Genomic DNA, 22,408 nt, shown 5'->3' with positions numbered 1-22,408 from the left:
CTGTTTATGCATGGCATCTTCAGTAAAGAAGTACGAGTAAAGACGTTGACGTTGAATACCGCTTCCTTGCCGAACCTTAATTAGTGCCTCATGCAGTAATGTCTCTGGTTTTTCTGTAAGACAGCCCCCGGGCTTAATAAACATCTAAAGGAATTTGCAAAATGGCAAAGATTAAAGGTCAGGTAAAGTGGTTCAACGAGTCTAAAGGTTTTGGCTTCATCACCCCGGCTGACGGCAGCAAAGACGTGTTCGTACACTTCTCTGCTATCCAGGGTAATGGTTTCAAAACCCTGGCTGAAGGCCAGAGCGTTGAGTTTGAAATTCAGGATGGCCAGAAAGGCCCGGCAGCTGTTAACGTCACTGCTATCTGATTCGATGCCAGCCCGGTGCCTCGCACCCTGATCTGGAATTGCAAAGCCCTGGCTGCACAGCCGGGGCTTTCTTTATGCTTCCGATGCGTAAACGATAAGGTTACACTGCGCCGCGTTATCTGATGCCGGAGCACCTTATGTCCCTGATTTGTCCTCTTTGTCACGCTTCTCTTACCCTGAATGCACGCAGCTGGTGCTGCGAAAATCGTCATCAATTCGACCAGGCGAAGGAAGGGTATGTCAATCTGCTGCCCGTTCAGCATAAACGGTCGCGGGAACCGGGTGACAGTGCAGAGATGATGCAGGCAAGGCGGGAATTTCTTGAGGCAGGCTATTACCAGCCGCTGCGGGACCAGGTCGTCACACTACTTGCGTCCGTACTGCAGCAGCCTGCGTGCCATATTCTGGACATCGGCTGCGGAGAGGGGTACTACACTGCGGCACTGGCTGAAGCTGCCGGTGAAAAGGCAGAGATCTATGGGCTTGATGTCGCCAGAACGGCGATCCGGCTGGCGGCAAAGCGCTATCCGGCCGTACGTTTCTGCGTTGCCTCCAGCCAGCGCTTACCCTTTGCCGATGGTTCACTGGATGCGATAGTGCGGATTTATGCGCCCTGCAATGAAGCCGAGCTGGCGCGCGTGCTGAAGCCAGGGGGGCTGGTGCTGACCGTTACACCTGGCCCGCATCATCTGCAGCAGTTTAAAGCGTTAATCTATCGTGAAGTGCAGCTGCATGTGCCGGAGCAGAAATCCTATCCCGGCTTCCGTCAGCTGGCACAGCATGCGCTGCGCTATCCGATGGCGCTGACCGGTGCGGCGGCAACGACGCTGCTGCAGATGACACCGTTTGCCTGGCGTGCACGCGAGTCGGTCTGGCAGACCCTGCAACAGTGTGAGCAGTTCAGCTGCGACGCGGATTTTACCCTGACACTCTGGCAGCGCGACTAACGCGCCTCCACCAGCGTATGATAGATGCGCTCAAGATCGTCGAGCTGCTGCACCGCAATCAGCAGCCGGCGCTGCTCCAGCTGCACCACCAGAATGCCATCCTCAGAAAGATTCATGCCCTGAATCCGCCGGTAATCGACCCAGACACCGGCATAAAACAGCCCCGCGTTTTTCATCAGTAGCATGGGCTTACGCAGCCAGAAAAGCCAGAACGCCAGAAAACTCAGCACCATCAGCAGGGTGGTAGTAAGTGGCGGCCCCTGATGGCTGAGGTTGTTCCAGAGCAGGATCAGCAGCAGCCCGATAAAAATCAGGCTGTCTGTTTTATGCTGTCGCCGCAGCGTCACCTGCAGCCGGGTCGGACCGTGACGGCGGGGCAGAATCACCTCATGATAAATCGCGAACAGGAGCAGGACGGTGATACAGAGCGCGATCAGTGCATCAGTTAACGACATGTCAGCGGCCTCAGAGCGGGTAAGATCAGCCGGGAGGGGCCCGGCTCATGCTGTCTGAGCCGGACGCCGGGATGCCCGGCAGTGTGCGATTACAGACCGAGCAGGCCGATCCAGTAGCCGAAGATACCGATGGCGAAGAAGCCGACGATAATCCACAGCGCATTCACCTTACGGCGCAACAGCCACATGCAGCCAAAGGTGAGCAGCAGCGGTACGATGCCCGGCATCAGCTGATCGAGAATCGATTGCACCGTGGTAACGGTGGTTTTACCGGTCGAGTCGGTGATGCGTGACACCACCAGCGGGATATTAACGTGCGTCCACTTGTTGACCAGCGCCCCCATTACAAACAAACCTAGGATTGAGGCACCTTCCGTCAGTTTCTGCAGAAAACCTCCCCCCATGTCGCTGACGATATTGATCCCTTTGCGATAGCCGTAGGCCACGCCATAGTAACGGGTCAGCAGGCGCGCCAGATTGAACAGCACAAAGAACAGCAGCGGGCCCAGCAGGCTGCCGCTCATGGCGATACCGGCACCCAGTGCGGCAAAGACCGGACGCACCGTGCCCCAGAAAATAGGGTCGCCCACGCCGGCCAGTGGCCCCATCAGCCCGACCTTCAGACCGTTAATCGCCCCATCGTCGATGGCTGCGCCGTTAGCGCGCTGCTCCTCCATTGCCATCGTGACGCCCAGAACCGGTGCGGCCACATAGGGATGAGTATTAAAGAACTCCAGATGCCGCTTAATCGCCTGCTTACGCGCCTCATTATTCTCTGGATAGAGACGGCGGATCACCGGCACCATCGAAAAGCAGAAGCCCAGCGCCTGCATGCGTTCAAAGTTCCATGAACCCTGGAACAGGTTGGAGCGTAGAAAGACGGCGCGGACATCGCCGGGAGTCAGTTTCTTTTCGACCCTGTTTATATCGACCATATACTCACCTGTTCCTTAATCGAGTTCGTTATCGAGATCGTTTGTGGTCGCGGCAGCGGCAGGCGCACCCGCCGTACGGTTATATTTCGGACTGAGCTGGATATAGAGTATCGCCATAACCACGCCAATAACGCCCAGCGCCACCAGGTTGAAGCTGGTGAAGGCCGCCGTGACAAAGCCCAGGTAGAAGAAGGGCATCAGGTAGCCCGCGCGCATCATGTTGATGACCATCGCGTAACCGACGACCACAATCATGCCACCCGCGATATTCAGCCCGTTGGTCACCACTTCCGGTATTGAACTGAGCAGCGCGTGCACCGCGCTGGTGCCAACTGAAATCGCCACGATAAGCGCCGGAATGGCGATACGCATTGCCTGCAATAGCAGGGCAGAGACATGAATCCAGGAGATAGCGGTGAGATTGCCCTTTTCGGCGGCTTTGTCTGCCGCGTGCTGGAAAGCAACCGTCAGCGTTCGCACGATAATCGTGAGCACCTGTCCGGCGGCGGCCAGCGGGATCGCCAGCGCGATACCGGCACCCACGCTCTGACCGCCCGCGATAACCAGAATGGTCGAAATAATTGAGGCGAGGGCGGCATCGGGTGCTACCGCAGCACCGATATTCATCCAGCCCAGCGCAATCATCTCCAGCGTGCCGCCGATAATGATGCCGGTTTTCATATCTCCCAGTACGATACCAATCAGGGTGCAGGCGACCAGTGGGCGGTGAAACTGAAACTCATCCAGAATCGAACCCATTCCGGCAATACAGGCAACAATAAAAATTAAAATAATCTGTAGCGAGGTTATTTCCATCATACTTCGTGTCCTCAGCAGGATAACGGTAACGCGCCCGGAAAAGCAGGCGCAGATGGGCGTCTGTTACGCATCGACTTTCGCAATCAAATCCATCATTTTCAGCTTCTGGTCGCTGGACACTTTGCGAACTTCCAGCTCTATATGGCGTTCATTAAGTTTGTGGAAGGCGGCAATATCTTTCCCATCGACTGAAACCGCATTGTTGACCTGCGTCTTTCCCTGACGGAATGCCATCCCACCGATATTGACGGATGTAATCTCCACGCCCTGTTCCACCACCCGCACAACATCGGTCGGATTGGTAAACAACAGCATGACACGATCCTGTCCATACTTCGGGTTATTCCACACCCGCACCATCTTATCGACATCCACCACATGTGCCGTCACGCCCGGCGGAGCGACCTGGGTCAGCAGTGTTTTACGTACGTGATCGTTAGCCACCTCATCGCTGACTACAATAATGCGCTGGACGTTAGTCTCTTTGGTCCAGCGCGTCGCTACCTGTCCATGGATCAGGCGGTCGTCAATGCGCGCCAGACCAATTTTCATGTGATCGCCCGGTGTCATCGGCTTCAGTGACGGCGCCGTGACGGCCGGTTTAACGGGGGCGGGGGCAGTTTCCGTGGCTTTCAGGGCTTTTACCCCCTCGCGACCGGTCTCGACCGCCACCGCTACCAGCGCCTCAAACGCCAGGTTATCGTCACGCGCCATCAGCGTTTCGACCAGCATCGGAATATTGACGCCAGCGACGACCTCAGACTGTGGCCGGTCAACCACTATCCGACTTGCCGCGTTAAACGGACTGCCGCCCCAGGTATCGACCAGAAACAGCACCCCCTGGCCGGTATTGAGTTCGGCCAGCGTTGCCTCATATTTTTCAATCAGCGTGTCTGCATTTTCACCGGGCACAAAATCTATCCAGCCGACATTTGCCTGCTCGCCCAACAGCATTTCTGCTGTTTTCAGCAGTTGTTCCGCGGCCCAGCCGTGTGTACCAATTACAATTGCAATGGTCACCTGCTACCTCCGTTTGCTAACGATGCTCATCTGAGGGGATGAACGGTTCTGAATTTTGCTCTGATTATCGGTTAACCGGATGCTCTGACGTCCAGGTTCAGCGTCGAAAAAAGGGGATTACGTTGGTAAAAGCCATGAAGTCGGGATTTATTTTATTGTGCGAAAAAATAAATGATGTGACGTCTGTCTGTTATTTATCCGCTTCCGGATCCCGCATGCCTGTTTATGCGACCGGGCATCTCTGTTGCAGATTGTAAAAATGAGAAAATTTTTTGACGCCGTTTTCCGAACTGATACATTAACGTTCTGTTTATTACTCAGGAGTATCGGGCTTCAGCCCACCTTTATGGATCGTCACCGACGTCGCTTAATCTGTTCTTTGCGCCTGCTGGCGCGTCACCTCTCGCCTGACGGCGTTTTCCACGTTTACCCGACTATCCGGATGTCACGCTTTGCTGCGCTGACAGGCTTCGGCTTGTCTGGTCCCCTGTTCTGGAGTCATAAATAATGGAATTTTTATTCGACCCCTCAATCTGGGCGGGTTTACTGACGCTGGTGGTGCTGGAAATTGTTCTCGGCATCGACAACCTGGTCTTTATCGCCATTCTGGCCGACAAGCTGCCGCCAAAGCAGCGCGATAAAGCGCGCCTGATTGGTCTGTCGCTGGCGCTGGTGATGCGTCTGGGCCTGCTGTCGCTGATCTCCTGGATGGTGACGCTGACGACACCGCTGTTCAGCGTGGGTGGTTTCAGTTTCGCGGGCCGCGATCTGATCCTGCTGGCCGGTGGACTGTTCCTGCTGTTTAAGGCGACGATGGAACTGCATGAACGGCTGGAAAACCGTCAGCTCGACGGTTCCGGCAATCGCGGCTATGCCAGTTTCTGGGCGGTCGTCACGCAGATTGTGGTGCTGGACGCCGTCTTCTCGCTGGACGCCGTGATCACCGCCGTGGGGATGGTGAACCATCTGCCGGTGATGATGACCGCCGTGGTGATTGCGATGGGTGTGATGCTGCTGGCGTCGAAGCCGTTAACCAATTTCGTTAACGCGCATCCGACCGTGGTGGTGCTCTGCCTGAGCTTCCTGCTGATGATCGGTCTGTCGCTGGTGGCGGAAGGCTTTGGTTTCCATATTCCGAAAGGTTACCTCTACGCGGCTATCGGCTTCTCGATCCTGATCGAGCTGTTCAACCAGATTGCCCGCCGTAACTTTATCCGCCATCAGTCGAATCGCCCGATGCGCGAGCGCACCGCCGAAGCGATTCTGCGCCTGATGGGCGGTCGCAATCGCGCCCAGACCGCCAGCAGCAACAGCGGATCCAGTGAAGAGGTGGCGTTGGCGGAAGCAATGCCGCAGGAGGCGTTCAAAGATGAAGAGCGCTACATGATCAACGGCGTCCTGACGCTGGCGTCGCGGTCGATTCGCAGCATCATGACGCCGCGCGGTGAAATCTCCTGGGTCGACGCGAACCGTCCGGTTGATGAGATCCGCATGCAGCTGCTCGATACGCCGCACAGCCTGTTCCCGGTCTGCCGGGGTGAACTGGATGAGATCGTCGGCGTGGTACGTGCCAAAGAGCTGCTGGTGGCGCTGGATCATGGGGTGGATGTGGCGACCTTCGCGGCCAGCACGCCAACCATCGTGGTGCCGGAAACGCTGGACCCGATCAACCTGCTTGGCGTGCTGCGTCGCGCCCGGGGCAGTTTCGTCATCGTTACCAACGAGTTTGGCGTCGTGCAGGGGCTGATTACCCCGCTGGATGTTCTGGAAGCGATCGCGGGTGAATTCCCGGATGAGGACGAAACGCCCGATATCATTGCCGATGGCGATGGCTGGCTGGTCAAAGGGGGCACGGATCTGCACTCGCTGCAGCAGTTGCTCGACTTCCATGAGCTGGTCGATCCGGCAGAAGATCATGCGTCACTGGCGGGCCTGCTGATTGCCCAGAAAGGGCAACTGCCGCTGCCGGGCGATGTTATTGACATCACGCCGTTACATTTCCAGATTATTGAGGCGACCGATTACCGTATCGATCTGGTGCGTGTCACCAAAGATAAGCCGCATGATGAGGAGGAAGAGGCGTAGTTGCCTGCGGCAGGTTTAATCTGCCACTCTGACCTCTGACAGCCGCTGCCTGACCGCCGCGGCTGTTTTTTTTCCTGTCCCCGGCGCGGGCTCAGGGCCGGATATCCGCCTGCCAGGCGGCCAGCCAGGCCGGGAAATCCTCCAGCGGCATCGGACGGGCATAGAAGTAGCCCTGCAGATGATCTACACCACGCTCACGCAGGTAGGCTGCCTGCTCGGCCGTTTCCACCCCCTCGGCGACCAGACTGATGTTCAGGCGCTGAGCCAGAGAAATCACCATATCCGTTACCGTGGCGTTAATGGCGTCTGTGCCGACGGCCGCCGTAAAAATTTTGTCGATCTTCAGCACATCGGGGTGCAGATCTTTCAGATAGGAGAGCGAACTGTGGCCGGTGCCGAAGTCATCAATCGCCAGCCGCACGCCGATATCATGCAGCTGCGCAATCACCGACTGATCAACGACCGGCAGCGCATCCCGCTCAGTGAGCTCCACCACCAGTTTCGGCACGGGCATAGCGGGCCACCAGAGAGTCTGCAGATCCTCAAGGATGGCACGATCGCGGAAGTGGCTGGCAGCCACGTTAATGGCGATATGGAAGTCAGGATCCTCAGGCAACTGCGGTAATGCGCTGACTACCTCGTTCAGCACAAAGCGTGTCAGCGGTTTAATCAGATTCTGCCGTTCGGCCAGCGGAATAAAGACATCGGGAGCAATCCAGCCCTGACGGGCATTGTGCCAGCGTAACAGCAGCTCAATGCCGTCACACTCGCCGCTTTTGCTGTTAATCAGCGGCTGACAGTACACCATAAATTCGCGCGCCGTGATGCCATAACTGATCTGCCAGCTCAGGCTCATGCGATTCGCGGTGGCCAGCCAGACGATATAGCCAATCAGCAGGCTCAGCAGTAGCGCCAGCGGCAGCTGTGAAGGCAGCGTGGCCAGCGCCAGCCGGGTCGGCGAGGGACCATAAAGCGTCAGGCTAAAAGGATAACGCAGCGAGTGCTGTTCGTAGCTCACCTCATCGTCTGCCGGCACCGTGGCTTCAATCAGCGGATTACCATACTCCAGGCTTTGACCATTGACGTTCAGAATGGCGCGCTCCACCCAGGGCAACTCCGGCTCCAGCAGGTAATTACTCATCATTTCGATATTGATAACCTGCAGAATGCCGGAGCGGTTATCCAGACTTCTGGGTGTCCACAACAGGAGCACCGGCGACCCTTTCAGCAGATAGCGATCAGTAGAGAGCTCCATACGCTGATTGTTGAAGGCCAGGTCGGGATACGTTTCACTGAAGGGAATGGCGCGCGGACCATAGATGCTGGAGCAGTAGAGCATATCGTTGTCGACCAGCAGAATCGCCCTGACCGTCTGAAGAGAGGAGATTTTCTCAATAAGCGGAAAGCGGGCGTCATGGCAGGGAACGCCAACCAGACCCAGCATATTATTTGCTGACACCTCCAGCGGGGAGAACATCCGGTCAAACCGCATAATGGCTTTGTCGGCAAAATCCATCGCCTGCTGCTCAATACGCGACTTTTCTTCAATATAGCGGAAAACCAGCGTCAGAATCAGCACCAGAGTGGCGATCAACAGCGCGATGAGCAAACGCTTGCGTCTGAACTGTCCAACATGCTGCTGGGCAATAAACATCAGTTTCCACCTTCCCCAAAGCCAGAAAAAAGCAACACAACGGGATGAGTATCGGCACGAACAGGCCAGAACTGAGGCCGTAATGCAGAAAAGCGGGTCTGGAAAGCAGGGCAAGCCGGACGGCTGTGCGGAAAATACTTTACCGTGTAATCCTGCGCTGAGATAGCGCAGGATACGGATTTTATTACGTTTGCACGTTATGTAAACAGACAGAGGGGCGTATTAATCGCACTGAACCTTAATTGCCAGACCACCACGTGAAGTTTCACGGTATTTGGCATTCATATCCTTACCGGTTTCATACATGGTTTCGATAACCTTATCCAGCGAAACGCGTGGTTCGCTGGTGCGGCGAAGTGCCATCCTCGCGGCATTAATCGCTTTCACTGAGGCAATCGCGTTGCGCTCAATGCAGGGCACCTGAACCTGTCCTGCCACCGGATCGCAGGTGAGCCCCAGATTATGCTCCATGCCAATCTCAGCGGCGACGCAGACCTGCTCCGGACTGGCACCCAGCAGCTCCGCCAGACCGGCGGCCGCCATTGAGCAGGCGACACCGACTTCACCCTGGCAACCCACTTCGGCACCGGAGATAGAGGCATTCATTTTATAGAGCACGCCAATCGCGCCGGAGGCAAGAAAATAGCGCAGGAAAATATCAGGCGTGACCGGCTCAATAAAGTGATCGTAGTAGGCCAGCACCGCAGGCACAATACCACAGGCGCCGTTAGTGGGTGCGGTGACCACGCGTCCACCTGCGGCGTTCTCTTCATTGACGGCCAGTGCAAACATATTGATCCAGTCAATGACGATCATCGGATCGCTGGAATGTTTGGTGGAGGAGGTGAGCAGACGACGCAGAGAGGCAGCACGGCGCGGAACCCGCAATGGGCCCGGCAGCACGCCTTCGGTATTCAGACCACGATCGATACAGGCCTGCATCGTCTGCCAGATGGTGGCGAAATAGCTCTGGATCTCCTCACGGCTATGCAGCGCCAGTTCGTTTTTCATTACCAGACCTGAGAGTGACAGGCCGGTTTCGCGGCAGTGAGCCAGCAGATCTTTGGCAGAGTGGAAAGGCCAGGGCACAGAGACTTCATCCAGAGCCGACTGGCCGAAGTGCTCTTCGTCGACAATGAAACCGCCACCCACAGAGTAGTAGGTTTTTGACAGAATCAGCAGATCACCCGCAAATGCGAGCAGGCGCAGGCCATTCTCATGCAAAGAGAGGTTCTCACTGCGAAACACCATGCCGCCTTCGCGCGGGAAGTCCACCTCATGCTCGCCTTTCGCCAGCAGCAGCCGCTCACGCTGTTCGACATCCTTAATAAAGGCGGGGATGGCATCAATGTCCACTGTATCGGGTGATTCGCCTGCCAGACCCATAATAATGGCGATATCGGTGTGATGGCCTTTGCCGGTCAGGGAGAGCGATCCATACACATCCACGGCGATCCGGGTTACCTCCTGCAGCTTTCCCTGTTCGCTCAGCAAATCCACAAACTGTTTACCCGCTTTCATCGGGCCGACAGTATGCGAACTCGAGGGGCCGATGCCCACTTTGAACATGTCGAAAACACTAATCACAGGTGACACTCCTCACAATTATTATCAGTCTGCCGGGGCAGTTTATGGCGCTAATAGTAATGGTCATGCACCGGAAAAGAGCAGCTTTTCGCATGAAATAAACTTATCAAAACCAGTAGAAAAAATTATAACGCACCCCGACAGGTTGCTGGTATGTCAGGGCGCTAAATGAAAAGAAGGGGTCAGAAGGCAATCTGTGTACTCAGTGAACGGATAATTCCCGCGGTCATGCCCCAGACCAGATAATCCTGATAGCGTGACAGCCAGACCGGATGACGCCCGCCCGCCCGGTTAATCTCCAGCGCACTGTAGCGGCTGAGCTGGAGGGCTTCGGCCAGCGGCATCTCAAAGGCGCTGCTGACCTCATCCGGATTGAGGGTTAACCGCAGACCTGCCGGGATGATCCCCAGCACCGGCGTCACCTGAAAACCGGTGCTGCTGCTCACGGCAGGCAGCAGACCTAACACCTCGACCTGCTGCGGCTCCAGTCCGACCTCTTCCTGGGCTTCACGCAGTGCCGTGGCAATCAGCGAGGCGTCAGTGGCATCCTGCATTCCGCCGGGAAAGGCAACCTGCCCGGCATGTTTGCGCAGCGCGTGCGAGCGTTGCGTCAGCAGCAGGCCTGGCTCAGGGCGCGCCACGACCGGCACCAGCACAGCGGCATGGCGACCGGAGAGGTGCAGCGTACTGCGGGCAGGCGGCTGCAACAGAAAACGGCTTCGAAAGGTATCAAGCGTCAGGGCCAATGGCGCCTCCGGTCTGTTCCAGTGCTGGTAAAATCCGGCTGACTTTATCGAGCGTTTCCTGGTATTCCGCCGCCGGATCGCTGTCAGCCACCAGGCCGCCACCGGCGGCACAGTAAATCTGCTGGCCCTCGGCGATCAGCGTGCGGATGGTGATGCTGGTATCCATTCGTCCGCAGAGACTGAGATAGCCGATGCTGCCACACCAGGCATTGCGGCGCTGAGGTTCCAGTTCATCAATAATCTCCATCGCCCGGATTTTAGGCGCACCGGTTATTGAGCCGCCCGGGAAACAGGCGCGCAGCAGATCGGTGGCCTGCAGGGTGTCAGGCAACTGCGCCCGTACCGTGCTGACCAGATGATGGACCGCAGGGAAGGGCTCAACCGCAAACAGCTCCGGCACCGTCACCGAGCCGGGCACGGCGACGCGGCCGATATCGTTGCGCAGCAGATCAACAATCATCAGGTTTTCGGCACGATCTTTCTCCGCGTTGCGCAGAGCCTCAGCCTGTTGCGCATCGGCAACGGGATCGCTACAGCGCGATCGGGTGCCCTTAATCGGACGCGTTTCAATCTGTTTCTGGTTCAGCGACAAAAAACGCTCGGGCGACAGGCTGAGAATTGCACTGTCAGGCAGACGCAGAAACGCGCTGAACGGCGCGCGGTTGGCCGCATTCAGCCTGGTGAATGCCTGCCACTCATCGCCCTGATAACCCGCCTGAAAGCGCTGCGCCAGGTTAACCTGGTAACAGTCGCCCGCCTGAATATAGGCCTGCACCCTGTCAAAGCGTGCGGCATAGTCGGCATAACTCAGGTTCGAACGCCAGCGACTGGTCAGTGAAAAGGGTTCGGCCCTGCGCGCAGGCCAGGCTGCCAGCCACGCGGCACGTGCTGCCACGTTCTCAGTTGCCACCAGCGTCAGTGTCTGCTGATGATGATCGGCGATAAGTGCCCAGTCATAGATCCCCACCGCCATGTCCGGCGTCGTCAGATCGGCGGCGGCATGCTGTGGCAGGCATTCAAACCGGCGGCCCAGATCATAACCAAACAGGCCCAGCGCCCCGCCCTGAAAAGGCAGGGCTTCACTGGCCACCGGCGTTACGCCGAGCGCATCACACTGCTGCTGAACCAGCAGCAGCGGATCGGCAGTGGATTCCCGGCTGCCGCTCCGGTCGCTGAGGGTGGTGGTCGCTCCCCGGGTAACCAGCGTCGCACGTGGATCAGCGGTCAGAATATCAAAGCGGTTATCGCTGTGGCTGGCCTGTGCAGAAGAGAGCAGCATCGCCCACGGCAAATGGGAGAGCGGCGCGAAGCGCTGGGTCAGCGCATCCGGGGTGTAATCAAGCGTCAGGGTTTCAACAATCATCGTGCAGAGAAATCAGCAGGCTAAGAGGCGGTCAGACTGACATATTTTTTCCTGACTGGCACCTGTTAGTTCCGCGTGGGATACTGTCAGCCCCAACGCAGGAGTAGAACATGATCACAGGATTACCGGCGCTCTCTCATGAGCAGCAACAGCAGGCCGTCGAACGCATTCAGGAATTAATGGCAGACGGACTGACGAGCGGTCAGGCGATTGCCCAGGTGGCGCAGGAAATTCGCGAGAGCCATACGGGTGAACAGATTCGGGCGCTATTCGACGACGAAGATGACGAAAACGAAGAATAACACCCGGCGTGATTAGCGGGCGGCGATAATCTTGATTTCGATTTTATATTTGGGATTTAACAGCCCGGCCTGCACCGTGCAGCGCACGGGCGCATGGCCCGGGGAAACCCAGGCGTCCCACGCGCGGTTCATCGCAGGAAAATCGGCTTTATCGACGAGAAAAAGCGTCGCATCGAGGATTTTGCTTTTGTCGCTGCCCAGCCGGGTCAGCATCGCATCAATGACGGCCAGCGCATTCGCGGTCTGCGCTTCGGCATCGGCGTCCAGGTTTTCTGGCACGCTGGTGTAATAGATCGTGTCATTATAGATGACAGCCTCGGACATGCGGTGTTCCGGATCAATGCGGGTAATGCTCATCGGTTTCTCCCTGGTTATTTGCGCATTAGCCTGACACACTCCTGACACCGCTGTCACTCTTTACGCCTACAGGCAGCGCTGAACAATCGCCTTCCTGTCCGCCATCACCTCAGGCGCCATCATGAAGGTAGTGAAATATTTCACATCTGATCCTTTCCGGTGAGAGGAGATGTCCGCAAAGATAGAGTCTTCCCAGGTGTAAACACTGATGTCGCTGCCTCTGGGCTGGGTGTGAGTGGTGTTATCGCGGGCAATGACGGTCGTCGTCGACCAGCCGCGATAGATACAATCGCTGAGCTGGGGAGCCGTCCGGGTGCTCTGTCCCTGAAATATCGGTTGCTGCTGACGTGCCTGGTCAGGGGTGGGTGTCTGGCAGCCGCAGAGCAGCAGCATGCCAGACAGAAAGCCGATGCGAAAAAAGGTCATAGCATTCCTCCGCCCGGAGCAGGCAGTCAGGTTTAAGCCAGCTGCTTAATACTGTCTGATTGACAATATTAGGCACGTCGCAGCACGTCAGCCCCGGAGGACATATTCCGGTATTGCGCTGATTTCATCAGTATAATTCGCGAGTTCGTTTCGAGAGTGTGATCCGCTCTATTTGATAACTTCATCACATTGTCACCGGACCGCATGAACAGCCCGGAAACGGGGTTAAATCTGTGCCCGGTGCTGACCAGCGGAAGCAAAATGAGAACTGGAGGCAGGACAAGCTGAAAAATGTTATAAATCAAATAAAAGCTAGCGCCACAGAAAGAGGATGAGCACATGGCGAATACGCAGTATCTGTTTTGGGTTATGGCAGGCGCACTGACGCTTCTGTTTGTTGTGGTTTCAGCTTTTGTCGGTCTGTCTAAAGGCCGCAAACAAGGCGTAATCACATTTATTGTACTGTTTATCGTCATGCTGGCGGGTGCGCTCTATATCCGAGCCTGATTCAGGCGCACCAGTGCGCTGTCATACTGACAGGCTTCACCGCCCGGCAGGCGTAAAGCACGGTTACAGCGTGAGGTCCGGGTTTATTTTTTATAGGGTGAATGCTTCAAACCCGAAAGCGGATCACTGTCAGACCAGTCAGGGCGTTCACCCGACATTATTGCCCGACGCTGAGCCGGGTTGATTTCCGTAGCGACGGGCGGTAAGAGAACCTGGCTGTGCTGTGTGGCCGACGCTGCAGGAGGTTCTGTGTTCAGAGAACACCCGCTGAGGGTGAGAAGCATCAGTGTGCAGTGTGCAGTGTGCAAATTTTAACATTAAATACCTCCTGGTTTTTTAATGAAATATGAAAGCCCGGCAACGGCGCCTTAGCTCTTTTTTCTGACCGCAAAAGCAGGTTGACTCTGTTCACTTCCAGCGGCCAGATTCAGTGCGGATGTTATCAACAAAATATAAGGTGAAAATAAGCACTGCAATGGCAGTAATATATTCTCTTTCGAACCTATCTGTTTTTCTGTTCATTCATAATAAAGAACCGATCTCTCAACAACAATATGCGTTGAACTCCAATTGATACTTTGTTTAAATTCTGAGGTTACAGGTCTCTGCCTTCGGCTTTGTTCCGGGCATATTATGTCCGGAGAAGGTGCGGCGTATCTTTCTCCCGGCTCAGCTGAACGCGCTGCAGGCTTATTGCTTCATCGCCGGATTAGGATTGAGACGTGTATAGCGTGACCTGTTAATCCTGCTCAATGAACACCACTGCAGACGTCAGGCAATAAGAAACACCGGGTTTACAGATCTTACATTATCAGTGACTTATCTTTTTTTACCTCTCTGACAGCAGAAGTGTGCAGAACTCAGCTACACTTAACGCAAATAGCAAAATTGCTATTTTAACACCGGAGGTAATTATGTCTGAACGTCCTGATTACGTTGAACCCCTGCCAGATGATGCTGAAATCTATCCGGAAGACGAGGGAGAGGATGAAGAAATCGACCCGTCAGAGAAAGATGTCTGATTAGCCTGAGCAAGGTTTCTGGTCGGTTTACCCATCTGTATGCCTCGTATACCGCAAAACGGCTTTCTGGCTGTTTTGCGGTTCTTGCCTGAGTCGTAACACAGTTTGTAGCGCTTGCTCTGATTGCGCTTTTGTTAAAACTCCGATTTTGATTCAGACAACTGATACTCACAAAGTAACGCATAAACGCGTTAACTGGTTGCGTTAATTTAAAGAATTCGTCTTGTATGTTAATTTAATTAACACTGATAAACATAATGCACCGATTATTTTTCTTAAGTGCTAATTAATCGCATTTTGTTATCTTGCTGAAGTCAGTGCTCAGCGAATATTATCCCTGGTGAAATTCAGCGGGTTAATATGGGATAAAATGAGAAAATTTAAATTAGTCAGTTTTTTTATCGCGCTGGCGTCTGCCAGCCTGGCCAATGCGGCGGAACAACACTGGAGTTATGAAGGGAAAGCAGGGCCTGAGCACTGGAGTGAATTGTCTCATGATTTCCATCTTTGCCATGAAGGAAAATCGCAGTCACCCATTAATATTAAAGATCCTATAGATGGCCATCTGCAGACGCTGAATTTGGCCTACCACACGTCGGCTGAGAAAGTCATTAATAACGGCCATACCATTCAGGTGACCGTGGATGAAGACGATGATTTTATGCTGGATAATGAAAAGTTCACGCTGCGGCAGTATCACTTTCATACCCCCGCCGAAAATCGGATTAATGGGCAGATTTTCCCTCTGGAGGCCCACTTTGTTCACAGCAAAGAGAATGGTGACCTGGCAGTGGTGGCCGTCATGTTTGAAGTCGGCAAAGAAAATTCTGCGCTGGTTCCTCTGATTGACGCGATGCCAAAAAAAGAAAATCAGCAGGTTACTATTAATCGTCAGGTCGATTTGCGCGCACTTTTTCCGGAGGACCTGCACTACTATCGCTTCAGCGGTTCACTGACAACCCCGCCTTGCAGCGAAGGGGTACGCTGGCTGGTGATGAAACAGCCCGTTACGCTCTCTCAGCCGCAGCTTGATGCTTTTAAAACAGCGTTGAAAACGACCAACAATCGTCCTCTGCAGCCGCTTAATGGTCGCATGATTGTTGAGTAGCAGGCGATTGCTGTCTCTCCTTACTCTGTGACCACGCTGTCGGGTCTGACGGCACCCTGCACACTTCTCATAAGGCGGCGATTGGCCGCCTTTCAGTTAGTAATAAGCCTGAATCAAGAAGACTGCCGATGCAGTCTCAAACGCTGATGTCACTTAACTAATTGAAAATTATCCATTTTGATTTGTCATTCCAATACTGACATAATTACAGTGTTTTTGCCGTTCTTAGTGAGGGTATGTGGCAGACGATTTTGCAGTGGATGGCGCACTGGCGCAGGCGATCGCAGGTTTCAGGCCGCGAGAAGCACAACGTCAAATGGCGCAGGCGGTTTCGGACGCCGTAAAACAGCAGGGCGAACTGGTGGTTGAAGCCGGAACCGGTACCGGCAAAACGTATGCCTATCTGGCGCCCGCGTTGCGGGCCGGTAAAAAAGTGATTGTCTCCACCGGTTCCAAAGCGCTACAGGACCAGCTCTATGGCCGCGATCTGCCCACCATGACCCGCGCGCTGAAGTTCAAAGGCAAAACCGCTCTGCTGAAAGGGCGATCTAACTACCTCTGTCTGGAACGCATGGAACAGCAGTCGATGGCGGGAGGCGATCTTACCGTTCAGGCGCTGACCGACATGGTGACGCTGCGAAGCTGGTCATCTCAGACCGAAGATGGTGATATCAGCAGCTGTGCTGGTGTGACTGAAGACAGCCCGGTCTGGCCACTGGTCACCAGCACAAATGACAACTGCCTCGGCACCGATTGCCCGCGTTATAAAGAATGTTTCGTAGTCAAAGCGCGAAAGCGCGCGATGGACGCGGATGTCGTGGTGGTGAATCACCATCTGTTTCTCGCTGACCTGGTGGTAAAGGAGGGGGGCTTTGGCGAACTGATCCCCGAAGCGGACGTGATGATATTCGACGAAGCCCATCAGCTACCCGATATCGCCAGCCAGTATTTTGGTCAGCAACTCTCCAGTCGCCAGTTACTCGACCTCGCCAAAGACATTATCACCGCCTACCGCACTGAAGTGCGCGATGCCCAGCAACTGCAGAAATCAGCTGACCGGCTGGCCCAGTGCGCGCAGGACTTTCGGCTGGCATTAGGCGATCCCGGCTTTCGAGGTAATCTGCGCGAGCTGCTTAGTGATAACGCGATTCTGCGCATGTTCACGCTGCTGGATGACGCGCTTGAGCTTTGCTATGACGTCATCAAACTGTCGCTGGGCCGATCCGCACTGCTGGATGCTGCTTTTGAACGGGCCGCACTCTATCGGGACCGACTGAAACGTCTGCGGGCAATTAACGAACCGGGCTACAGCTACTGGTATGAATGTACATCACGTCACTTTATTCTGGCGCTGACGCCGCTGTCGGTAGCCGAGCGTTTCCGTGAAGTGATGGACAACCGCAAGGCTGCATGGATATTTACCTCCGCGACGCTGGCGGTCAATGAGAACATGGCCCACTTCGCCGAACGGCTGGGGGTCAATGCGGCGAAGAGCCTGATTCTCAACAGCCCGTTCGATTTTGCGAAGCAGGCGCTGCTCTGCGTGCCGCGCAATCTGCCGGAGCCTAACCGCCCCGGCGGCGCGCGTCAGCTGGCCGCGATGATGAAGCCGCTGATCGATGCCAACAAAGGCCGCTGCTTCTTTCTCTGCACCTCGCACCTGATGATGCGGGAACTGGCGGCCGAGTTCCGCGCCTCAATGACGCTGCCGGTGCTGGTGCAGGGTGAAACCAGCAAAGGCCAGTTACTCAAACAGTTTATCGAAAAAGGCAACGCCCTGCTGGTGGCGACCAGCAGTTTCTGGGAGGGCGTGGATGTGCGTGGGGATGCGTTGTCGCTGGTGATCATCGACAAACTCCCCTTTACCTCGCCGGAAGATCCGCTGTTAAAAGCCAGGATGGAAGATTGCCGTATCCGCGGCGGTGATCCCTTCGCCGACGTGCAGTTGCCGGATGCGGTAATCACCCTGAAGCAGGGCGTGGGACGTCTGATTCGCGACACGGACGATCGCGGTGTGCTGGTGATCTGCGATCAACGGCTGGTGTCGCGGCCTTATGGCGCACTGTTCCTCAACAGCCTGCCGCCGACGCCGCGCACCCGGGACATCGCGCGCGCGATCGCCTTTATCCGCCAGCAACCCAAACCCGATGCGTAATTTTGTGCTAAAATGCGCGCCGTTTTTCTTTCTTCTGAGGTAGTCATGTCAGCCCGAATTTTAGCGCTGGATACGGCAACAGAAGCCTGTTCAGCCGCTTTGCTGAATCAGCAACAGATTGATGCCCGATTTGAGATCGCCCCGCGCGATCACACCCAGCGCATTCTGCCGCTGGTTGAAGAGCTGCTGCTGGCGCAGCAGCTGGAACTGACCGGGCTCGACGCGCTTGCGTTTGGTCGGGGGCCTGGCAGCTTTACCGGCGTGCGCATTGGCATTGGGATAGCGCAGGGACTGGCCCTGGGTGCCGCTCTGCCGATGATCGCCGTATCGACCCTGGCGACGCTGGCGGAAGGCGCATGGCGTCTGCACGGTGCCACGCGGGTATTAACCGCGATTGATGCGCGTATGGGTGAGGTTTACTGGGCCGAATATCAGCGCGATGAGCAGGGCGTCTGGCAGGGTGAGTTGACAGAAAGCGTGCTTTCGCCCGAGGCGGCCCTGGCCCGCATGCAGGCGCTGTCCGGCGAATGGATGACCGCAGGCACCGGCTGGCAGGCTTATCCGGCTCTCCAGCAGGGCCATCCGCTGACGCTCAGCGCCAGTGACGTGACCCTGCCTGCCGCAGAGGATATGCTGCCGCTGGCAGCCCGGGCGCTGGCCCGTAGTGAGACATGCCTGCCTGAAACAGCAGAGCCTACCTACCTGCGTAATGAGGTCGCCTGGAAAAAGTTACCTGGCCGGTAAAAGAGACGCAACTTATTGTTATGCGTCCAGTCTAATCTTTACCTGATGGGAGAAACTCTATGTCGTCAATCTGTGGTAAAGGGCTTTCAGGTCTGCTGCTGACCTGTGTGCTGGCGTTAACGGGGTGTGTCTCTATTCCTGACACGTTGCAGGGCAGTTCACCGCAGCCGCAGCAGGATCTGTTGCGTGTGATGAGCGACCCGGCGCTGTTTGTCGGGCAGGAGTCGCGCTTTGGCGGCAAGGTCGTTAATGTTACGAATCTGAATGGCAAAACACGGCTGGAGATTGCGGCTCAGCCGCTGGACGACAGCGCAAGACCGCGACTGGGTGCCGCCTCGGTTGGCCGTATTTATGCCGATATTCACGGTTTTGTTGATCCGGTGGATGTCCGGAATCAGTATGTCACGGTGCTGGGCACACTGAAAGGGACCGAGCAGGGCAAAATCGGAGAGGCAGATTACAAATTCGTCGTCATCGATGTGCGCGGCTACCAGCGCTGGCGGCTGACGCAGCAGGTGATGGCGCCGCCTCAGCCTGTGGATCCCTGGATCTGGTATGGGCCTACCCGCCATCACGGTGGCTACTGGGGACCTAATCCCTACTGGGGCATGATCAACACTGGCCCGACAGAGGTGCAGACCATTCTGACCGAATAAGTGTGAAAATTGAGTCTTTTCAGCCCGGTCGCGGTGCTCGCTACCGGGCTTTTTATTTGTCTGTTTTATCAGCACGAAATTTAGTGATGGACTTCGCAACCTCAACATGCCGAAACAGGCAAACTGGTACAATCAGTTAAAATATTGTTAACAAACCGGATTGGCTGAGGCAGCGATGGAAATACAACATAATTATCGGGGTGGATCCTTGAATAAGGTTTGGCTGAAACGCTACCCGGCAGATGTGCCTGCCGAAATAAGTGCAGATCGTTATACTTCTCTGGTCGATCTGTTTGAGCAGGCCGTGAAACGCTACGCCGATCAACCCGCTTTTCTGAACATGGGTCAGAAGATGACCTTTCGGCAGCTGGAGGAGAAAAGCCGCGCGTTTGCCGCCTACCTCCAGCAACGGCTGGGCCTGAAAGCCGGTGACAGGGTGGCGCTGATGATGCCCAATCTGCTCCAGTACCCAGTGGCCCTGTTTGGTGTGCTGCGTGCGGGGATGGTCGTGGTCAATGTGAATCCACTCTATACGCCGCGCGAGCTCAAGCATCAGCTCAATGACAGTGGCGCCAGCGCCATTGTTATCGTTTCCAACTTTGCCCACACGCTGGAAAAAGTGGTGGCTGAAACCCCGGTTCGCCATGTCATTCTGACCCGGATGGGGGATCAGCTGGCACCCGTCAAAGCTACGCTGGTCAATTTTGTCGTCAAATATGTGAAGAAGCTGGTACCGAAATACCACCTGCCGGGCGCTATCTCATTCCGCCAGGTGCTGGAGGAGGGGGGCTCGCTGCCTTATCAGCGCCCGACGGTGTCCAATGACGATCTCGCTTTCCTGCAGTATACCGGCGGTACAACCGGCGTCGCGAAAGGGGCGATGCTGACCCATCGCAACATGCAGGCAAATATTGAACAGACCCGCGCGACCTATGGCAAAATGCTGCGTGACGGTAAAGAGTTTGTAGTCACTGCATTGCCGCTTTATCACATCTTTGCCCTGACCGTGAATGGCCTGCTTTTCCTTGAACTGGGTGGGCAGAACCTGTTGATTACCAATCCGCGCGATATTCCCGGCTTTGTAAAAGAGCTGGGTAAAGTGCCGTTTACCGCCATTACCGGCGTGAACACGCTGTTTAACGCGCTCCTCAACGATGAGCAGTTTAACAAGCTTGATTTCTCGACGCTGCGCCTCTCCGCGGGCGGCGGGATGGCGGTGCAGAAAGTAGTGGCTGAACGCTGGGAAAAACTGACCGGCCACTACCTGCTGGAGGGCTACGGCCTGACCGAGTGTTCGCCGCTGGTGTCGGTGAATCCTTATGACATCAGCTGCCACACTGGCAGTATTGGCCTGCCGGTTCCGTCGACCGATGTCCTGATTCTGGATGATGCCGGTAATGAAGTGTCACCGGGTGAACCTGGCGAGCTCTGCATCCGCGGCCCACAGGTGATGCTGGGCTACTGGCAGCATCCGGAAGCCACGGCGGAGGTGCTGAAAAATGGCTGGCTCCACAGCGGTGATATTGTTACCGTTGATGAGGAGGGCTTTATTCGCATCGTGGACCGCAAAAAAGATATGATTCTGGTGTCAGGCTTCAATGTCTACCCGAATGAAATCGAAGATGTGCTGATGCAGCACCCTAAAGTGCGTGAAGCCGCAGCGATTGGCGTGCCGAGCGATCTTTCGGGTGAAGCGGTGAAAGTCTGCATCGTCAAAAAAGAGGCCTCGCTGACCAAAGAAGAGGTGCTCGACCACTGTCGCCGTCAGCTGACCGGTTATAAGGTGCCGAAAATCATTGAGTTTCGGGATGAGTTGCCCAAAACCAACGTTGGCAAGATATTGCGACGCGAACTGCGCGACGAGGCAAAGCCCGGGCGCTGAAGCAGAACTGAATTGAGGTTGAACGCCGGCGTGTCCGGCGTTTTTATTGTGTTTAACAAGGAGCGCCGCGCGTTGTGGGCTGCGGTGAAAACAAGACGTGAACTATTCTCTTATCGACCAGGATGATCAGCTGGCAGACGTGTGTCACAAAGCGCGCCAGCACGCGGCAGTGGCACTGGATACCGAATTTGTCCGCACCCGTACGTACTATCCTCAGCTGGGTCTGATCCAGCTGTTTGACGATCAGCAACTGGTGCTGATTGATCCGCTGAATATCCGTGACTGGTCGCCCTTTATCGAACTGCTGACAGATACCCGCGTGACTAAATTCCTGCATGCCGGCGGGGAAGATCTGGAAGTGTTCCTGCACCGCTTTGGCGTCCTGCCAGCGCCGATGATCGACACGCAGATTCTGGCGGCCTTTTCAGGCCAGCCGCTCTCATGGGGCTTTGCCGCGATGGTCGCGCACTTCACCCAGGTTGAACTTGATAAAAGTGAGTCACGCACAGACTGGCTGGCTCGCCCGCTGACTGAGCGCCAGTGCGCTTATGCAGCCGCGGATGTTCACTATCTGCTGCCGATTGCCCGTCAGCTGATGGCCAATACTGAGGTGGCCGGTAATATGGCGGCGGCGCTCAGCGAGTGCGAAAACCTCTGTCAGCGCCGTCTCGATACGCTGGCACCGGATGAGGCCTGGCGGGACATCACCAATGCCTGGCAGCTGCGTCCTCGTCAGCTGGCGGCGTTACAGCGGCTGGCGGCCTGGCGTCTGAAGCTGGCGCGTGAAAAGGATATGGCCGTGAACTTTGTGGTGCGCGAAGAGCATTTGTGGAAGGTTGCCCGCTTTATGCCCGGATCTCTGGGTGAACTGGATCATCTGGGACTCTCGGGTCACGAGATTCGTTTCCATGGCAAAACGCTGGTGGCGCTGGTTGCCGAAGCCGCGTCACTGGACGAGGGAGAATTACCTGCGCCGCTGGGCAATCTGATTGAACATCCGCACTATAAGCAGGTGTTTAAAGCCGTGAAGGCGCTGGTGCAGCAGGTGAGTGAGCAGAGTGGGTTCAGCCAGGAGTTGCTGGCATCACGTCGTCAGATCAATCAGGTTCTCAGCCAGCACTGGGGTCTGAAGCCGCAGGGACGTCAGCCGGAACTACTCGCCGGATGGCGGGGAGCGCTGTTGAAACCTGGCATTGATGCCATTCTGGCAGACAGCTGACCGATGAAATTTCCCCTGCCAGAGCGCAGGGGAAATTCAGGAAACGGT

General features: G+C 55.8%; 21 protein-coding genes. 11 read left to right on the top strand and 10 right to left on the bottom strand.

All coding sequences use genetic code 11. The annotated features are described in order from the left end of the window. Positions 1-161: 161 nt before the first annotated feature. On the top strand, positions 162-371 hold the full coding sequence (gene cspE, locus ACLHDD_RS07470; RefSeq protein ID WP_003852684.1) for a transcription antiterminator/RNA stability regulator CspE: 210 nt from the start codon (positions 162-164) through the stop codon (positions 369-371). A 137-nt stretch (positions 372-508) separates the two neighbouring features. Further along, positions 509-1,318, top strand: coding sequence for a 23S rRNA (guanine(745)-N(1))-methyltransferase (gene rlmA / locus ACLHDD_RS07465; RefSeq protein WP_427103593.1), 810 nt, complete (start codon positions 509-511; stop codon positions 1,316-1,318). Here the strand turns inward: rlmA and ACLHDD_RS07460 are convergent. The 4 genes from ACLHDD_RS07460 to manX form a co-directional block, all read right to left on the bottom strand. Continuing rightward, complete coding sequence (locus ACLHDD_RS07460) at positions 1,315-1,773, bottom strand: DUF986 family protein (protein ID WP_427103592.1); 459 nt, start codon at positions 1,771-1,773, stop codon at positions 1,315-1,317. The genes rlmA and ACLHDD_RS07460 overlap by 4 nt on opposite strands. Before the next feature lie 89 nt (positions 1,774-1,862). Next, positions 1,863-2,708 (bottom strand): PTS mannose transporter subunit IID, encoded by an 846-nt coding sequence (locus ACLHDD_RS07455; RefSeq protein ID WP_427103591.1) that lies wholly within the window; start codon positions 2,706-2,708, stop codon positions 1,863-1,865. A 15-nt stretch (positions 2,709-2,723) separates the two neighbouring features. Next, complete coding sequence (locus ACLHDD_RS07450; RefSeq protein ID WP_427105184.1) at positions 2,724-3,524, bottom strand: PTS mannose/fructose/sorbose transporter subunit IIC; 801 nt, start codon at positions 3,522-3,524, stop codon at positions 2,724-2,726. A 66-nt stretch (positions 3,525-3,590) separates the two neighbouring features. Next, positions 3,591-4,547, bottom strand: coding sequence for a PTS mannose transporter subunit IIAB (manX, locus tag ACLHDD_RS07445; protein ID WP_427103590.1), 957 nt, complete (start codon positions 4,545-4,547; stop codon positions 3,591-3,593). Positions 4,548-5,054: 507 nt separating this feature from the next. Here manX and ACLHDD_RS07440 point away from each other — a divergent pair. Then, positions 5,055-6,632: a TerC family protein gene (locus tag ACLHDD_RS07440; protein WP_427103589.1), complete on the top strand. Its 1,578-nt coding sequence runs from the start codon at positions 5,055-5,057 to the stop codon at positions 6,630-6,632. 91 nt (positions 6,633-6,723) lie between these two features. Here the strand turns inward: ACLHDD_RS07440 and ACLHDD_RS07435 are convergent, their stop codons facing one another. The 4 genes from ACLHDD_RS07435 to pabB all read right to left on the bottom strand — a co-directional run bounded on the left by ACLHDD_RS07435 (position 6,724) and on the right by pabB (position 11,982). Beyond that, positions 6,724-8,286, bottom strand: a complete 1,563-nt coding sequence (locus tag ACLHDD_RS07435; RefSeq protein ID WP_427103588.1) for an EAL domain-containing protein — start codon at positions 8,284-8,286, stop codon at positions 6,724-6,726. A gap of 222 nt (positions 8,287-8,508) precedes the next feature. Next, on the bottom strand, positions 8,509-9,873 hold the full coding sequence (locus ACLHDD_RS07430; RefSeq protein WP_427103587.1) for an L-serine ammonia-lyase: 1,365 nt from the start codon (positions 9,871-9,873) through the stop codon (positions 8,509-8,511). Positions 9,874-10,055: 182 nt separating this feature from the next. Next, positions 10,056-10,619: a CoA pyrophosphatase gene (locus ACLHDD_RS07425; protein WP_427103586.1), complete on the bottom strand. Its 564-nt coding sequence runs from the start codon at positions 10,617-10,619 to the stop codon at positions 10,056-10,058. Continuing rightward, complete coding sequence (gene pabB, locus ACLHDD_RS07420) at positions 10,603-11,982, bottom strand: aminodeoxychorismate synthase component 1 (RefSeq protein WP_427103585.1); 1,380 nt, start codon at positions 11,980-11,982, stop codon at positions 10,603-10,605. The genes ACLHDD_RS07425 and pabB overlap by 17 nt, the downstream gene beginning before the upstream one ends. A 110-nt stretch (positions 11,983-12,092) precedes the next feature. On the opposite strand from pabB, the gene ACLHDD_RS07415 reads away from it, so the two are divergent. Further along, the gene (locus ACLHDD_RS07415) at positions 12,093-12,284 is read left to right on the top strand and encodes a YoaH family protein (protein ID WP_427103584.1); all 192 of its coding nucleotides are present in this window, start codon (positions 12,093-12,095) and stop codon (positions 12,282-12,284) included. Between the two features lie 12 nt (positions 12,285-12,296). Here the strand turns inward: ACLHDD_RS07415 and ACLHDD_RS07410 are convergent, their stop codons facing one another. Together ACLHDD_RS07410 and ACLHDD_RS07405 are read right to left on the bottom strand one after the other, a co-directional pair. Beyond that, positions 12,297-12,641: a RidA family protein gene (locus tag ACLHDD_RS07410; protein WP_427103583.1), complete on the bottom strand. Its 345-nt coding sequence runs from the start codon at positions 12,639-12,641 to the stop codon at positions 12,297-12,299. A 66-nt stretch (positions 12,642-12,707) separates the two neighbouring features. Next, positions 12,708-13,067 carry a hypothetical protein gene (locus tag ACLHDD_RS07405; protein ID WP_427103582.1) on the bottom strand — a complete coding sequence of 120 codons (360 nt, stop codon included), beginning with the start codon at positions 13,065-13,067 and terminating at the stop codon, positions 12,708-12,710. A gap of 339 nt (positions 13,068-13,406) precedes the next feature. Here ACLHDD_RS07405 and ACLHDD_RS07400 point away from each other — a divergent pair, with 339 nt between their 5' ends. The 7 genes from ACLHDD_RS07400 (at position 13,407) to rnd (ending at position 22,360) form a co-directional block, all read left to right on the top strand. Then, positions 13,407-13,574 (top strand): hypothetical protein, encoded by a 168-nt coding sequence (locus tag ACLHDD_RS07400; RefSeq protein ID WP_427103581.1) that lies wholly within the window; start codon positions 13,407-13,409, stop codon positions 13,572-13,574. A gap of 1,392 nt (positions 13,575-14,966) precedes the next feature. Continuing rightward, on the top strand, positions 14,967-15,704 hold the full coding sequence (locus tag ACLHDD_RS07395; RefSeq protein WP_427103580.1) for a carbonic anhydrase: 738 nt from the start codon (positions 14,967-14,969) through the stop codon (positions 15,702-15,704). A gap of 238 nt (positions 15,705-15,942) precedes the next feature. Next, positions 15,943-17,859 carry an ATP-dependent DNA helicase gene (locus ACLHDD_RS07390; RefSeq protein ID WP_427103579.1) on the top strand — a complete coding sequence of 639 codons (1,917 nt, stop codon included), beginning with the start codon at positions 15,943-15,945 and terminating at the stop codon, positions 17,857-17,859. A gap of 45 nt (positions 17,860-17,904) precedes the next feature. Continuing rightward, entirely contained in the window at positions 17,905-18,603 is a 699-nt protein-coding gene (gene tsaB, locus ACLHDD_RS07385; RefSeq protein WP_427103578.1) for a tRNA (adenosine(37)-N6)-threonylcarbamoyltransferase complex dimerization subunit type 1 TsaB, read from the top strand. Between the two features lie 59 nt (positions 18,604-18,662). Then, positions 18,663-19,259 carry a Slp family lipoprotein gene (locus tag ACLHDD_RS07380; RefSeq protein WP_313655672.1) on the top strand — a complete coding sequence of 199 codons (597 nt, stop codon included), beginning with the start codon at positions 18,663-18,665 and terminating at the stop codon, positions 19,257-19,259. A gap of 208 nt (positions 19,260-19,467) precedes the next feature. Then, positions 19,468-21,141: a long-chain-fatty-acid--CoA ligase FadD gene (fadD, locus tag ACLHDD_RS07375; RefSeq protein WP_427103577.1), complete on the top strand. Its 1,674-nt coding sequence runs from the start codon at positions 19,468-19,470 to the stop codon at positions 21,139-21,141. 97 nt (positions 21,142-21,238) lie between these two features. After that, positions 21,239-22,360, top strand: coding sequence for a ribonuclease D (gene rnd / locus ACLHDD_RS07370; protein ID WP_427103576.1), 1,122 nt, complete (start codon positions 21,239-21,241; stop codon positions 22,358-22,360). Positions 22,361-22,408 lie beyond the last annotated feature (48 nt).

Source organism: Pantoea sp. NSTU24, assembly GCF_050157905.1.
Lineage (GTDB): Bacteria > Pseudomonadota > Gammaproteobacteria > Enterobacterales > Enterobacteriaceae > Pantoea.
This window is presented reverse-complemented; position numbering and strand designations above follow the sequence as displayed.

Bases quoted from the DNA above. Each gene is read 5' to 3' on its own strand.
- ACLHDD_RS07410 (WP_427103583.1), bottom strand. From the start codon at position 12,641: ATGAGCATTACCCGCATTGATCCGGAACACCGCATGTCCGAGGCTGTC.
- ACLHDD_RS07450 (WP_427105184.1), bottom strand. From the start codon at position 3,524: ATGGAAATAACCTCGCTACAGATTATTTTAATTTTTATTGTTGCCTGT.
- ACLHDD_RS07435 (WP_427103588.1), bottom strand. From the start codon at position 8,286: ATGTTTATTGCCCAGCAGCATGTTGGACAGTTCAGACGCAAGCGTTTG.
- ACLHDD_RS07460 (WP_427103592.1), bottom strand. From the start codon at position 1,773: ATGTCGTTAACTGATGCACTGATCGCGCTCTGTATCACCGTCCTGCTC.
- ACLHDD_RS07405 (WP_427103582.1), bottom strand. From the start codon at position 13,067: ATGACCTTTTTTCGCATCGGCTTTCTGTCTGGCATGCTGCTGCTCTGC.
- tsaB (WP_427103578.1), top strand. From the start codon at position 17,905: ATGTCAGCCCGAATTTTAGCGCTGGATACGGCAACAGAAGCCTGTTCA.
- rlmA (WP_427103593.1), top strand. From the start codon at position 509: ATGTCCCTGATTTGTCCTCTTTGTCACGCTTCTCTTACCCTGAATGCA.
- ACLHDD_RS07455 (WP_427103591.1), bottom strand. From the start codon at position 2,708: ATGGTCGATATAAACAGGGTCGAAAAGAAACTGACTCCCGGCGATGTC.
- pabB (WP_427103585.1), bottom strand. From the start codon at position 11,982: ATGATTGTTGAAACCCTGACGCTTGATTACACCCCGGATGCGCTGACC.
- cspE (WP_003852684.1), top strand. From the start codon at position 162: ATGGCAAAGATTAAAGGTCAGGTAAAGTGGTTCAACGAGTCTAAAGGT.
- ACLHDD_RS07415 (WP_427103584.1), top strand. From the start codon at position 12,093: ATGATCACAGGATTACCGGCGCTCTCTCATGAGCAGCAACAGCAGGCC.
- ACLHDD_RS07440 (WP_427103589.1), top strand. From the start codon at position 5,055: ATGGAATTTTTATTCGACCCCTCAATCTGGGCGGGTTTACTGACGCTG.
- ACLHDD_RS07380 (WP_313655672.1), top strand. From the start codon at position 18,663: ATGTCGTCAATCTGTGGTAAAGGGCTTTCAGGTCTGCTGCTGACCTGT.
- ACLHDD_RS07400 (WP_427103581.1), top strand. From the start codon at position 13,407: ATGGCGAATACGCAGTATCTGTTTTGGGTTATGGCAGGCGCACTGACG.
- ACLHDD_RS07395 (WP_427103580.1), top strand. From the start codon at position 14,967: ATGAGAAAATTTAAATTAGTCAGTTTTTTTATCGCGCTGGCGTCTGCC.